This window comes from Chlorobaculum sp. MV4-Y, from assembly GCF_025244685.1.
Taxonomy (GTDB): domain Bacteria; phylum Bacteroidota; class Chlorobiia; order Chlorobiales; family Chlorobiaceae; genus Chlorobaculum.
The window spans coordinates 627,315-641,036 of record NZ_CP104202.1; the positions used below are offsets into that span (position 1 = coordinate 627,315).

General features: G+C 53.1%; 13 protein-coding genes, 1 tRNA gene and 1 other RNA gene. 10 read left to right on the forward strand and 5 right to left on the reverse strand.

Annotated elements, in window-relative coordinates; genetic code table 11:
* The first annotated feature begins 241 nt into the window (after window positions 1-241).
* From hflX to NY406_RS02985, 7 genes are all read left to right on the forward strand, one after another.
* Window positions 242-1,567 carry a GTPase HflX gene (gene hflX / locus NY406_RS02955; protein WP_260633268.1) on the forward strand — a complete coding sequence of 442 codons (1,326 nt, stop codon included), beginning with the start codon at window positions 242-244 and terminating at the stop codon, window positions 1,565-1,567.
* Entirely contained in the window at window positions 1,527-1,940 is a 414-nt protein-coding gene (ybeY, locus tag NY406_RS02960; protein WP_260633269.1) for an rRNA maturation RNase YbeY, read from the forward strand. Before hflX ends, ybeY begins: the two co-directional genes overlap by 41 nt.
* Before the next feature lie 162 nt (window positions 1,941-2,102).
* Window positions 2,103-2,780 carry a (2Fe-2S)-binding protein gene (locus NY406_RS02965; RefSeq protein ID WP_260633270.1) on the forward strand — a complete coding sequence of 226 codons (678 nt, stop codon included), beginning with the start codon at window positions 2,103-2,105 and terminating at the stop codon, window positions 2,778-2,780.
* A gap of 152 nt (window positions 2,781-2,932) precedes the next feature.
* Window positions 2,933-4,093 (forward strand): pyridoxal phosphate-dependent aminotransferase, encoded by a 1,161-nt coding sequence (locus NY406_RS02970; RefSeq protein ID WP_260633271.1) that lies wholly within the window; start codon window positions 2,933-2,935, stop codon window positions 4,091-4,093.
* A 48-nt stretch (window positions 4,094-4,141) separates the two neighbouring features.
* Window positions 4,142-4,972 (forward strand): hypothetical protein, encoded by an 831-nt coding sequence (locus tag NY406_RS02975; protein WP_260633272.1) that lies wholly within the window; start codon window positions 4,142-4,144, stop codon window positions 4,970-4,972.
* Window positions 4,973-5,117: 145 nt separating this feature from the next.
* Window positions 5,118-5,309, forward strand: a complete 192-nt coding sequence (locus NY406_RS02980) for a CPXCG motif-containing cysteine-rich protein (RefSeq protein WP_260633273.1) — start codon at window positions 5,118-5,120, stop codon at window positions 5,307-5,309.
* Window positions 5,302-7,338 (forward strand): PAS domain-containing sensor histidine kinase, encoded by a 2,037-nt coding sequence (locus NY406_RS02985; protein WP_260633274.1) that lies wholly within the window; start codon window positions 5,302-5,304, stop codon window positions 7,336-7,338. Before NY406_RS02980 ends, NY406_RS02985 begins: the two co-directional genes overlap by 8 nt.
* A 22-nt stretch (window positions 7,339-7,360) precedes the next feature.
* Here the strand turns inward: NY406_RS02985 and rnpB are convergent.
* The 4 genes from rnpB to rpmG form a co-directional block, all read right to left on the reverse strand.
* Window positions 7,361-7,745: RNase P RNA component class A (rnpB, locus tag NY406_RS02990), an RNA gene on the reverse strand.
* Window positions 7,746-7,842: 97 nt separating this feature from the next.
* Complete coding sequence (locus tag NY406_RS02995; protein ID WP_260633275.1) at window positions 7,843-8,655, reverse strand: zinc ribbon domain-containing protein; 813 nt, start codon at window positions 8,653-8,655, stop codon at window positions 7,843-7,845.
* Window positions 8,656-8,799: 144 nt separating this feature from the next.
* A tRNA-Leu gene (locus tag NY406_RS03000) sits at window positions 8,800-8,884 on the reverse strand.
* 57 nt (window positions 8,885-8,941) lie between these two features.
* Window positions 8,942-9,124, reverse strand: a complete 183-nt coding sequence (gene rpmG, locus NY406_RS03005) for a 50S ribosomal protein L33 (RefSeq protein ID WP_010933041.1) — start codon at window positions 9,122-9,124, stop codon at window positions 8,942-8,944.
* 148 nt (window positions 9,125-9,272) lie between these two features.
* Here rpmG and lysA point away from each other — a divergent pair, with 148 nt between their 5' ends.
* From lysA to NY406_RS03020, 3 genes are all read left to right on the forward strand, one after another.
* Entirely contained in the window at window positions 9,273-10,523 is a 1,251-nt protein-coding gene (gene lysA, locus NY406_RS03010) for a diaminopimelate decarboxylase (RefSeq protein ID WP_260633276.1), read from the forward strand.
* Window positions 10,524-10,637: 114 nt separating this feature from the next.
* Window positions 10,638-11,729, forward strand: coding sequence for an AmmeMemoRadiSam system protein B (gene amrB / locus NY406_RS03015; RefSeq protein WP_260633277.1), 1,092 nt, complete (start codon window positions 10,638-10,640; stop codon window positions 11,727-11,729).
* Between the two features lie 341 nt (window positions 11,730-12,070).
* Window positions 12,071-12,598, forward strand: a complete 528-nt coding sequence (locus NY406_RS03020) for a hypothetical protein (RefSeq protein WP_260633278.1) — start codon at window positions 12,071-12,073, stop codon at window positions 12,596-12,598.
* A gap of 167 nt (window positions 12,599-12,765) precedes the next feature.
* Here the strand turns inward: NY406_RS03020 and metF are convergent, their stop codons facing one another.
* On the reverse strand, window positions 12,766-13,638 hold the full coding sequence (gene metF / locus NY406_RS03025) for a methylenetetrahydrofolate reductase [NAD(P)H] (protein WP_260633279.1): 873 nt from the start codon (window positions 13,636-13,638) through the stop codon (window positions 12,766-12,768).
* Between the last annotated feature and the right edge of the window lie 84 nt (window positions 13,639-13,722).

Sequence of the window (13,722 nt, forward strand, 5' to 3'; positions counted from 1 at the left end):
TGCCTGTCTGTTAGCCGGGACGCCTGTTGCCTTGTGGGCAAAACGGCCTGAATCTGGATTCTGCCCGCTCGTTTTTGTGTGCCGGAGCGGCAAAAATATGTAACTTTCTGTGGCCGGAATACGTTATGAGGAGCGTGACGGCAAAATAAAATAATGGCTTTAATATAGCAATAGCAGCAGTTTCGCCTTTATCGCCGCTCACTCGACGCTGTTGCATCAGAATCTATCCCAGACGATCCATTTGACGACTATTCCATCACCGGAAACCCGGGAGCGAGCCGTACTCGTCGGCATCACTTCCACGCCTGACATTCCCAGACACCTTGTCGAGGAGTATCTCGACGAGCTGAAGTTCCTTGCCGATACGGCAGGAGCCGACGTTATCACCTCAATCATCCAGGAAAAGAAGCAGCTCGATCCGGCCACCTGCATTGGCAGTGGCAAGGCCGAGGATCTGGCCGGTCTCATCGAGGCTGACAAGATCGATATTGTCATCTTCGACGACGACCTTACGCCCGTGCAGGTGAGGAACCTCGAACGCATTCTCAAGTGCAAGGTGATCGACCGCACCGGTCTCATTCTGCAAATTTTCGCCATCCGCGCCAAATCGTCGCAAGCCAAAATGCAGGTCGAACTCGCCCAGCTCGAGTATCTCCTGCCGCGACTCTCCGGCGCGTGGACGCACCTGTCGAAGCAGAAGGGCGGCATCGGCACCAAAGGCCCCGGTGAAACGCAGATCGAGAGCGACCGCCGCCTGGTGCGCAACCGCATCGCCTCGCTCAAGAAAAAGCTCCGCGCCGTCTCGCTTCAGCACGACACCCAGACCCGTGGTAGGGCGATCGTGCCGCGCGTGGCGCTGGTTGGCTACACCAACGCGGGTAAATCGACCTTGATGAACGCGCTCTGCCCTGAGGCAGGCGCTTACGCCGAGAACCGCCTCTTCGCGACGCTCGACACCAAAACGCGGCGGCTCGAACTCAGGATCAACAAGCTGGTGCTGCTCTCCGACACGGTCGGCTTCATCCGCAAGCTGCCGCACACGCTGGTCGAGAGTTTCAAATCGACGCTCGACGAAGTACTCCAGGCAGACTTTTTACTGCACGTGATTGACATAAGCCACCCGGCTTTCGAGGAGCAGATGCAGGTGGTGCGCGAGACGCTCAAGGAGATCGGCGTAAAGCACGACCACATCATCGAGGTGTTCAACAAGATCGACGCCCTCGACGATCCTGCAATTCTGACCGGTCTTCGTGGCAAGTATCCCGACGCGGTCTTCATCTCCGCTGCGCGCGGCCTGAACCTTTCTGCGCTGAAGGAAACTATCGCCAACTACGTCGCCCGCGACTACAAGACGCGCAAGGTGCGCACGCACGTCTCGAACTACAAGCTGATCGGCTACCTTTACGACCATGCCGAGGTGATCGACAAGAAGCACGTCGATGAAGATGTGCTGCTCACCATCCGCGTGCATCGCAACAATCTCAAACAGATCGACGCCATGCTCAAGGCGTCGGCATCGAAAAACCATGCCGCTGCAAATTTTCAACACCACGAAACGCACGATTGACGAAGCGCTTCTCGCCGAAGTCATCCAACTGGTGATCGGCGAGGAGGGCGGTGCGGTTGGCTCCATCGAAGCGATTTACTGCGGCAACAAAATGATCCGCCGCATCAACCGCGACTTCCTCAGTCACGATTACGCGACCGACACCATTACCTTCGGCTACAACGAAGGTGGGGAGGTCGAAGGCGAATTCTACATCTCGCTCGATGTGATCGAATCCAACGCCCGCCGGTTCGGCGTAAGCGTCGAGGACGAACTGCTGCGCGTGACGATCCACTCTGCTCTGCACCTCATGGGTTACGACGACGAAACTAGTGAACTGCGAGCCGCGATGAGTCGGCGGGAGGATCACTATCTTCAGCGCGTCAGGCACTGATTTTTCCCTTCCGTTCGACACATGATCTTTGCATCGGGGATCGATTATTTTCATTAAATTCCCCCAATAACACCACCCTCTGCATTGCAGTGATTTTTTGCCGTCATGCTGTTTGGTGATGGTGATGCACGGGCATTCAATTCAAACGCAATCAATACTACAATGAATCTCATTATCAACGACAAAACGGCTCAGGCCTCCGTCGGTGAAACCGTCGGCAAGGCAGCCAGGCTCAATCACGCCCATGTGGGATACGTTTGCGGAGGCCACGGTCTCTGCCAGGCTTGCTACATCACCGTTCAGGAAGGGGCGGATTGTCTCGCTCCGCTCACCGATGTCGAGAAGGCGTTCCTTTCTCCGCGCCAGATCGCCGCTGGCGGTCGCATGGCCTGCCAGGCTACCATTGCTAAAGAGGGCATGGTAAAGGTGCTGTCGCGTCCGGAAGAGGTGCGCCGGATTCTTTTCAGCAACCCGTTCGGCCTGATTGGCTACGCTGCCGACATGGGCAGGGACACCGCGCAGCAGATTGTGCCGGGTGTGCAGAACCTCATCGGCCGCATCCAGCGTGGCGAGATGGGTGGTAAAGAGGCGCTTGGCGATATGATGGAGTCCGTGCAGGGTGCTGCTGGCCTTATCGTCGAGGCGATTCAGCAGGGACCGATGGCGCTTCCGTTTCCCTTCAAGGATCAGATTGCGGGCGTGATCTCCAGGCTTCCGCTGCTTCAGCTTCCCACTTTGCCGCAGCTTCCTTTCCCGCTGCCGTTCTTCCAGCAGCAGAACCAGGCTCCGGCTACGCTTGAAAAGGTAACCATCACGGTGCAGCCTCCGGCCAAAGACTGATCAGGTCCCGTCAGGCTGATTGTTTCTATTTTTCTACTATCCCCCGTTTTTTGAGCCGGGGGCTTTTTGTTGGCGGTGGGTTTATCGGTCATCCGGTTTGCCGATGCTCGTCGAATGATCATGATTGTCATAACCATTTTCAGGAAGTAACCATGGGTTTGAGTCTTGGCGAGCGTTGCGGGCTGGTGATGCAGTCCGATATTCGCGCCATGTCGATCGAGTGCGCCCGCATGGGCAGCATCAATCTTTCGCAGGGAATTTGCGATACGCCGGTGCCGCCGGTGGTGCTGCAGGGCGCTGCCGATGCGTTGATGCAGGGCGCGAACATCTATACGCACCATGCAGGCATTCGCGAACTGCGCGAGGCGATTGCTGACAAGCAGCGCCGTTTCACCGGCGTGGCGTTTGACGCCGAGCGTGAGGTGGTCGTCTCCGCCGGGGCGACCGGCGCGATGTACTGCGCGTTTCAGGCGCTGCTCAATTGCGGCGACGAGGTGATCGTTTTCGAGCCGTTTTACGGTTATCACGTCTCGACGCTTCGGGCGGTCGAGGCTGTGCCGGTGTTCGTGCCGCTCGATCCGTCGAACGGCTGGTCGTTCAGTATCGAAGCCCTCGACGCGGCAGTGACGCCGAAGACCAAAGCGCTGCTCATCAATACGCCCGCCAACCCCTCCGGCAAGGTCTTTTCGCATGACGAGCTGGCGCTGCTGGCGGAGTTTGCCACTCGCCACGACCTCTTCGTCTTCACCGACGAGATGTACGAGCACTTCGTGTTCGGTGGTCTTTCGCACGTGTCGATGGCGTCGATGCCCGGCATGAGAGAGCGTACGATCACCATCTCCGGTCTCTCGAAGACTTTCAGCGTCACCGGCTGGCGTATTGGCTATGCGCTATGCGACTCACGCTGGGCCGCCTCCATTGGCTACTTCAACGATCTTTTCTATGTCTGCGCGGCATCGCCGCTCCAGGCGGGTGTTACGGCGGGGCTTCGCGCGCTCGGCGACGACTACTATCATGGTCTGGCAGCCGAATATGAGGCCAGGCGTGACCTTTTCTGTAACGCGCTCGCCGAGGCCGGACTTGAACCGCATGTGCCGCAGGGCGCGTACTACGTGCTTGCCAGCACAGAGCGTCTGCCCGGCTCGACGGCGCGGGAGAAGGCGATGCACATTCTGCGAGAAACCGGCGTCGCATCGGTGCCTGGTTCCGCTTTCTACCACGACGGCGGTGGCGAGAATCTCGTCCGTTTCTGCTTCGCAAAGGAAAGCCATGTGCTCGAAGCGGCCTGTGAGAAGCTGCTGAAGCTCAGGTAAATTCAACAATTCCGCGTAATCATCAATCAGAATGGGGGCTTGAAAATAATGGCTGATATAACGCTGTTCCAGAGCATCGTCAAGTTGACAAGGCCGCTCTTCATAATTCTTTTGCTGACGCTTTCCGGCTGCATTCAGATGCACACGACGGTTCATGTCCACAAGGATGGAAGCGGTACTATCGAAGAGAAGATGCTCTTCAGTGAGATGTTATCGGGGATTATGAAAGAAAAAGGGGGGAGTCTTCCTGCGTTGCCGAAAAAAAACCAGCTCAAGGAGATGTCCGCTGAATTTGGCCCTTATGTCAAGGTTGTCAATGTCAAGAAGGTCGAAAATAGCGGGGATAGCGGTTTCATTGTCACGTATGCCTTCGATGATATAGAAAAAGTGCGAATCGGAAATGTGCAGAAGATGAGCAAAAAACTTACGGCAGACAGTACCGCCGTCCAATCCGACAGCACGGCCGTTCAGAAGCCGGAGACCTGGTTTACCTTTACCATGAAACGGGGAGCGAATCCGGAACTCACCATCCACAAGGAGGCAATGCTGAACAGCTCTTCCAGGGGTGAAGTGGCTAAAAAGCCGGTCAGTACGCAGGAGAAGGAGCAGATGCTCGACATGATAAGCGCTTTTCTGAAAGGGATGAAACTTGATATTGACGTTGTCGTTGACGGCCGCGTCATCAGCAGCGACGCGAGTTACCGTACCGACAACACGATTACGCTGTATGCAATGGATTTCGATCAGCTCATGACTCACCGGGATATTCTTACAGGAAAATATGACGGCTTGTCCGACCGGGACTTTGCCCGCAGGTCAGGAAAAGACTCGGGTTTGAAGTTCGAGTTCAAGGACAGGGTTCATGTCATTTTCAACTGAGCGGCGTTTTCAGTTCTGTTTCTCCTAAGATTTGGAAAGAAACCAACTGACGCTTGCCGATGGTTAGTGAATAGTGGATTGCTTTTTCTCAGTTTCGCAGAAAGGCGGGTCCATTTTATAACCAAACAGAGTCCGGAGGCCGATCATGGAGATTGAACAGACAGTGATGGTGCAGTGCCCATACTGCGCGCAGAGTTTCGAGGTGCTGGTTGATCTCTCGGCGGGGCATCAGGAGTATATCGAAGATTGCGAGGTGTGCTGCCGCCCGGTGAGCCTGGTCATCGATGTCGCCGAAGATGGCACAGCCACGGTTCAAACCCAGGGCGAGGATGTCTGAAAAGCCCGCTGTCGAGTTCCAGAAACAGGAGCTTTTGCAACTCCGCCAGGAGCTGGATGCGGCCAACAGGCGCATCGAAGCGCTTGAGGCCGAGCTTTCCAGACGCATTGAGCAGGAGACGGAGATTCGGCGCCGGGCGGATGCCTTCAGACTCTGCGCCCACGGTATAGCTATCGGAGTGCCTGGCATCAATGTCGTGCTGACCTGCAACGAAGCTTTTGCGCGTATGCGCGGTCAGTCTGTCAAGGAGATTGAAGGTTCTTCTATCGTCAGCCTGTATGCTCCTGAAGATCAGCAAACGGTGAAGGACAAATTAAAGATAACCGACAGCACAGGGTTTTGCAGTTACCAGGCCAGGATGATGCGCAAAGATGGCTCCGTTTTCCCGGTTCAGATAGATGTGGTGGGGGTAAAGGATGACAATGGGCAGATCATGTACAGGATCGCTACTGTGCAGGATATTACCGAGCGACTCGAATCGCAAAGCGCTTTGCGTGAGAGTGAGGAGCGGTTCAGGTCGGTTGTAGAGTTTGCGCCTGATGCCATTTTTATCCAGACAGGAGGCTGTTTTGCCTACCTGAATCACTCTGCGATTGCCCTGTTCGGAGCGTCGAAAGCAGAAGAGATTCTCGGACGGAGGGTTGCCGATCTGATTCATCCCGATTACCGTGATCTGGTCGCCGAAAGGATACGCCTGCTGAATGAACGCCAGCAAGCAGTTCCCGCTCTCGAAGAGCGGATCCTGCGTCTTGACGGTAGTGAACTCTATGTGGAGGTCTCTGCCGTTCCCTTCGTTTTTGCCGGTCAGCAGGGCGCGCTTGTCTTTCTTCGGGACATCAGCCGCCGGAAAGAGGCTGAAAAGACGCGCGTAACCTTGGAACATCAGCTTTTCGAGTCACAGAAACTCGAATCGATCGGTCGTCTGGCGGGCGGCATTGCCCATGACCTGAACAATCTCCTGACGCCAGTGCTCGGTTATTCTGAGATGCTTTCAAACAGTTTTCCTGAGACCGACAAACGCCACAAGCGCATCGAAGTTATTCATCATGCGGCGCTCAGGGCGCGCGGTCTTGTACGGCAGCTCCTTGCCTTCAGCAGCCGCCAGACGCTTGAATTCAGAATGGTTGACCTCAACCGGGTGATCAGGGATTTCGAGCAGTTGCTCCGCAGAACCATTCGGGACGATATCAATATCCGGTATCATCTGCATGACGGAATGCTGGTCATGCAGGGAGATGTTGGCCAGATCGAACAGATTATCATGAATCTTGCGGTCAACGCCGAAGATGCGATGCCATCGGGTGGAGAATTGGTCGTGAAGACATCCACGATGGTAATCAGCAAGGGGCAGGAGAAATATTTCGAAGGGTTGCCCAGTGGAGACTATGCTGTTTTGACCTTTTGCGATACGGGCACGGGGATAGATCAGGATACGCTTGCCCGTATCTTTGAACCCTTTTTTACCACCAAACCCAAAGGGCGGGGGACTGGTCTCGGTCTTTCCACGGTTTATGGTATTGTCAGGCAGCATGGAGGCATCATTCAGGCGAGGAGTGAGGCCGGTTCTGGAGCCTCGTTCAGGATGTGTTTTCCTCTCCGGGAGAGCGAACCTGAGCCGTTTCAGCCGGTGAAGCCAAAGCCGCATCAAAAAGGCGAGGGGGCAAAAGTGCTGGTTGTCGAGGATGACGAGATGGTTCGCAAATTCGTTGTTCAGGCTTTAGACGAAGAGGGATTCGAGACCCGTGAAGTGGAGAACGGGCAAGCGGCGCTGGAGCTGATTGAAAAAGGCGATTTCAAGCCTGAACTGTTACTGACCGATCTGGTCATGCGCGGTATGAACGGGCGGATGCTCTATGAAAAGGTGTGCGACTTCATGCCTGGCATCAAGGTGATCTACATGTCGGGGTACCCCAAAGACATCATTTCCCGGCACGGCGTACTCGATACAGGGCTGTCATTTCTGCTGAAGCCGTTTCCTGTGCCGGTGCTTCTGGATAAAGTGAAAGAGGTGTTGCAAAACGGTAACTGAGGGGCGAGATGCAGGAAAAAAAGCCGAAACCGAAGCTGTAAGCCGAATTCTGTCCATCACCATCAAGTGGTGAAGTTGCAGCCATTTATCTGATGCGGCCTACCCGGAAACATTGGGCGGGCAACCCTTCTTCCCTTGCAGGAAATGCTTCCTTATTTGGCCTTGCTTCGGGGAGGTTTTCATAGCGCAGGGCATTGCTGACCTGCCTGGTGGTCTCTTACACCCCCTTTTCACCCTTACTCCGGTTTTAAGCCGGAGCGGTTCGCTTTCTGTTGCACTCTCTGTGACAGACGGCTTGCGCCCCTGCCCCCGGCCTTGAACAACGTTCTCGACCGGCACCCTGCCCTGTGAAGTTCGGACTTTCCTCTGAATGGCTATACCATACAGCGACTGCACGCTTGCGGTTTCAGCAATGTAAATGAACAACTACCGGGCCTTTTCAGGACGGCCATGAAACAGAAACTGCCGAAAGGAGCAATCCGTTTCGGCAGTCTGACAAGGTTGTTACTGCTGGCTGCTTGCCGCGGCTTCGTCGAAGAGACGCTCGTGTACCACGATGCGGCCGCACGATTCACAGACGTAAAACCCGCCCTGCACGATCAGGGTATGGCGGTTGGTCGGCACTCTGGTGTTGCACCCGGAGCAGGCCTGGCGATCGAGCTTGACCACAGCATTCTGCATCGAGCCGCTCTTGAGATGATCGTACTTGTCGAGCAGGCGCTTGGCTTGCTGGGCGACCACCGATCTCTGTTCCGAGAGCACCTCTTTGAGCTGGGCGACCTCTTCAGCGGTTTCGACGACAATGCTGTCCAGTTCCTCTTTTTTCTGTCGCACCTGCTGACCGAGATCCTCCATCTGCTGCTGCAAGACATCATCAGGCATCATCTCTTCGGAAATCTCGTCGTAACGGTTCTCCGCGATCAGCTCGCGTCCTTTTTTCTGCAACTCCTGGGCGTGGTGCTCGGCGTGCGAAATGTCCTGAAGCTGGATTTCGGCCTGCGCGATCTCCTTTTCCTCGTATTCGATCTGCTTGGAGAGGGCGTCGTACTCCTTGTTGTTGCGGGCCAGCGTCTGCTTTTCCTTGAATGACTTGATCTTTTCCTTGCAATCGTGAATGATGCCGTTCAGGCGCTCACGCAGCTTCTGATGTTCGTCGGCGATTTTCTTCCGGGCCTCAATCTGGCGAGAGGTGAACGCGAGGTCCTCCTCGAGGGCGGAAATCTCTTCCGGCAGGCCTTTCTGCAGACTCATGATGCTTTCGATCATGTTGTCGATGTGCTGAAGGCGAACGATGAGATTGATTTTTGTATGATCCACTACCACACCGGTTTAGAAATTAAAAAGAAGCAAAAAAGCACCTCCATGGAAGGTGCTTGCCTTGTATTCAAAACTATTTCAAAACAACAAACGGGAGAATTTCTCAACTCCGATCATCTTGCACATGAGAATCTTGCATAAAGTTGGTGCCCGAAAGGAGATTCGAACTCCTACACCTCTCGGCGCTCGCCCCTGAAACGAGTGCGTCTACCAGTTCCGCCATTCGGGCATTGACTTGTCAAAAAGGCCTATCATTAAGATAAGCTCTTTTTGACGATAATACTAATTACTTGATCTCTTTGTGCTCGGTGTGCCTTTTCAGATTCGGGTTGTACTTCTTGAGAATGAGGCGCTCCGTCGTGTTCTTCTTGTTCTTGGTCGTGGTGTACCTGGAAACGGGCACGCCCTCTTTTTTCGCCTCGGTGCACTCGAGCGTAATCACAATTCTGTTCTCTTTACCTTTTGCCATGAGTTGCGTCGGTCGGTTAGTTATTTAAAGAGCAACGAATATACAGCAGGCGACCCTATTATGCAAGCACTGCCGTTTTTTTGTTTCGAGTTCAGGAAACGCTATTATTGATACTCTTTTCACCAATTACCCAAAATCAAGGCGTATCGTGCTGGACAGTCATTTTTTCTCATTTTCCGACGGCACCCTCTGCTGTGAATCGGTCGCGCTCGACGAGCTTGCCCGGCAGTTCGGAACCCCGCTTTTCGTGACCAGCAGGCAGAGTCTGGTCAGTCAGTACCGCTCATTCGAGGAGGCTTTCGCCTCTCTGCCGCACTTCACCTGCTACTCGGTGAAAGCAAACTTCAACCTTGCCGTCATCCGCACGCTGGCCGAAGAGGGTTGCGGTTGCGACGTCAACTCGGGCGGCGAACTCTATCGCGCCCTCAAGGCAGGAGTGCCTGCTGAAAAGATTATTATGGCCGGTGTTGGCAAAAGCGAAGCTGAAATCAAGTATGGCCTGACTTCCGGCGTGATGATGATCAAGGCCGAGTCGATCTCCGAACTCAAGGCGATCAACAGCGTCGCCGAGCGTCTCGGCAAGGTTGCGCAGGTCGGCGTCAGGATCAACCCTAACGTCACCGCCGAGACTCATCCCTACATCACCACCGGCGACAGCAAGGAGAAGTTCGGCATCGACGAAGCCGGACTTGGCGAGGTGTTCGAACTCTTCAGAACGCTCCCGAATCTCGAACTGCACGGTCTCGACATGCACATCGGCTCGCAGATTTTCGATCCGGAATACTACGTCGCCGCCACGCAGAAGCTGCTCGAAGTGCTCGAATCGGCGCGTCACCTCGGCTTCGACATCAAATGGCTTGACCTCGGCGGCGGTTTCCCGGTGACCTACGATCCGCAGAAACCCGCCACGCCGATCACGAAATTTGCCGAGAAGCTCATTCCGATGCTCCAGGACAAAGGCGTGACGGTCATTTTTGAGCCGGGCCGGTTCATTGCGGCCAACGCTTCGGTGATTGTGACCAAAATTTTGTACCGTAAGAAAAACCTGATCGGCAAGGAGTTTTTCATCGTCGATGCAGGCATGACCGAGCTGATCCGTCCGGCGCTCTACCAGTCGCACCACGAAGTGCTCTCGGTCAAGCAGCATGACAAGAGCGTTGTCGCCGACGTGGTTGGTCCTGTCTGCGAATCGAGTGACTTCTTCGCCCGCCACCGCACTATCGATGACGCCGCTGAAGGCGAACTCCTCGCGGTGCTCTCATCCGGCGCATACGGCGCGGTGATGAGCAGCAACTACAACGGCCGCCTTCGCCCGGCCGAGGTGATGGTCGATGGCGACGAAGTCACGCTGACCCGCCGCCGCGAAACCTACGAGCAGCTCGTGGAGAACGAACTGTAAGAGCGACCACATCATGGACGAAGTGGACAACAACGCTCCACGTTCACTTCGTTCATTGAAATTTCGCGAAAGCGCCACCGTTCACCATGCAAAAGCATGATAAAGCGAACTGACATGCGCACCGTTGTTTCGATCTGTCTGTTTTTCGGGATGATTCTCGCAAGCAGCTCATTGTTTGCCCGTACTGATTCTGAATCATCGATACGCGCCCTGGCCGATACGGTTGGTTTTGCGCATCGGGCCTGGCAGATGGATTCGGTGATGGCACGAATCAATGCGCTCAATCACGATGATCTTGCCCGCACGCAGCAGCCAGCGGGAACGGCGTGGCGCGCGCTGATCTGCCCGCACGACGATTATTCCTACACGGGCTGGCTCTATCCTGCCGTACTGCGGAATATCAAGGCAAAGACGGTCATCATTTTCGGTGTCGCCCATACAGCGTGGCGCTATCATCTCGAAAATCAACTCATCTTCGACAGCTTCAGCTCATGGCGCGGCCCCTACGGCGCGCTGAAGGTTTCTCCGTTGCGTGAGGAGATTCTTAAGCGCTTGCCTCGTGACATGGCTGTTGTGCATGATCCAATGCAGAGCGAGGAATATTCCGCAGAGGCGATGATTCCGTTTCTGCAATACCAGAACCGGGATGTTGAAATCATCAGCATTCTGGTTCCTTTCATGGATTTTGCAAAGATGCAAACCATCAGCCAGCACCTTTCCAAGGCGCTGTTCGCCGTGATGAAAAAGCATGATTTGCGCTGGGGAAAAGATGTTGCCATCCTCATTTCATCTGACGCGGTGCACTACGGCGATGAGGATTGGGGTGGCCACAATTTCGCCTATTACGGAACCGGCAGTAAAGCCAATGAACTTGCGGAAGCGCATGACCGGGAAATAATCAACACCTGCTTTGAATCGAAATTGACGAACAAAAAGATCACTCAGTTTTATTCCTATACGACTGATCCCGATGATTTCAAAAAATCCCGATGGAGCTGGTGTGGCCGCTACGCAATTCCCGTTGGTCTGCTGACGGCGCTCGATCTCCAGAGGCTAGAAAAAAGCGCTCCGTTAACGGGAGTGCCGATAGCCTACGCCACCAGCATCAGTCAGCAGCATCTGAAAATCGATGATCTGCGAATGGGCGAGACGGCGATTGCTTCGCCGAGGCATTGGGTTGGGTATGCGGCGGTTGGATTTAAATAAGTATTCAGTGCTGCTAATGGGTTTTCTCACGATGGGGTAGAGTATGAGGAGATACATGCCTTTGAAGTAAAAGGCGTGAGCTGAAGAGTATTTTCTGAAATTTCGGTATTTTAGAATGATTTTATTTTGAGTGATAACTCAGAATGAAAATTTTTATCTCTTTATTTAATATGAGTTTAGAACAAAATATAGGATATGTTGCAAAAAGTATAAGTGTTCTTTTTGCTGCTTCATTTTTATTGTCATTTGTTTATGATTGAGGTTATCTGTTCTCCATTGGATTGGATTTTGCCTCTATTCCAACAAGTTTAAATGACCATATTAGGAGCGCATTGGTCTGGATGCCAAAAGCATTGTTTTTGATATTTATTGGTATTTTCAATGAGTTGATCAATCAGCGAGTTGAACAAGGTATGACAGAAGAGGAGATAGTTTTTACCTCAAGAAAGCCGAGCTTTGTTAGAAAATTCCGTAAAAGTCCTATTCTTTTTATTCGTTTTTTGTCTGTTTCGCTTTTTGCCTCATTCTTACTTTTTTGCGATTTATTTGCTGCTTCGTTATTATTGGCTATGCCGATCATTTGGGTTAATGTGAGTCGTTGGTTGCGTGATGCGCCATGGATACAAAAAAGAAGAAAGGAAGGATTTATATTTTTGTTTAAATGGTTGCCAATAGTTATTGTTGTGGTATTTTTTTATGGATATAATAATGCGGTTGTAGATACTAATAAAAATTATGCTGGTGTTGAAGTTGTTGATGATGTTTCTGCGCGGCCAGTCTTGGTAAATGAACTAAGGTTTTACGAAAAAGGAATGCTTTCAATAGATTCGAAAAAAAGTACATATCTTTTTTGCTTTGGGAAAAGGTGAGATATATTAAATATAAAAATCAATATAAACAGTTTGTGGAGCTGGTTGGGAATTGGATAAATAAGGATATGTTAAGAAATAATTATCCTTCTGATAAAAGGCAATAAATTGATTTTTAACTTCAATATATGCTCGCTTGAGCTTTCGCCATTCAGTGGAATTTGTTCTTATCCCCGCTTCAGATTCCTGAAAATCTTCAGTGTTGCTTCGGAGAGGTTGAGGGTGTAGAAGTGGATGCCTTTGACTTTGTGATCCAGCAGTTCCTGCACCTGGTTGGTGGCCCATTCGATGCCGATTTCAGCAACCTCTTTGTCATCGGCAGCTTCGAGCACTTTGCGGAGCAGCTTTGACGGGATTCTTGAGCCAAGGGCGAGTTCGCCCATGCGGATCATGCCTTTCTTTGTCATGATCGGCATGAGGCCGGGGATGACCGGCACGGTGATGCCCGCCAGCTCGCAGCGCTCGACGTAGTCGAAGTAGTCGCGGTTGTCGAAGAAGAGCTGCGTGACGATGTAGTCCGCTCCCGCGTCAACCTTCTCCTTGAGGAATTCAAGCTCCTTCATGCGGTTCGGCGTCTCTGGGTGGCCTTCGGGGAAGCCTGCCACACCGATGCCCATTTCGGGGAAGTTCACCTTGATGAATCGCACCAGGTCGATGGCGTGCGGGAAATCCTTGATTGCCTCTTCAAGCGTGGGAATGTCGGCTGGTTTGTCGCCGCGCAAGGCCAGCACGTTCTTGATGCCGTGCTCCCTGTAGTTTTGCAGGACGCTTTCGATTTCGCTCTTCTCCGCGCCGATGCAGGTCAGGTGCGAAACGACTGTCAGGCCGGTCTCCTGCTGGATGCGGGTGACGAGATTGTGCGTGCGTTCTCGCGTTGAACCGCCTGCGCCGTAGGTAACACTGACGTACGAGGGATCGAGAGGGGAGAAGTTCGAGATGGTTTCAAAGAGTTTGTCCCAGTCTTCCTGTTTTTTCGGAGGGAAAAATTCCAGGCTGAATACCGGTTCGGTTCGTGCGTCGAGAATCTCTTTGACAAGCATCCGGGTGTGATTTTTTACTGGTTGAACAGAAAATGACCGGAATATACTAAATTATGCGGTTGCATAACTCCTGAAATAACCGCC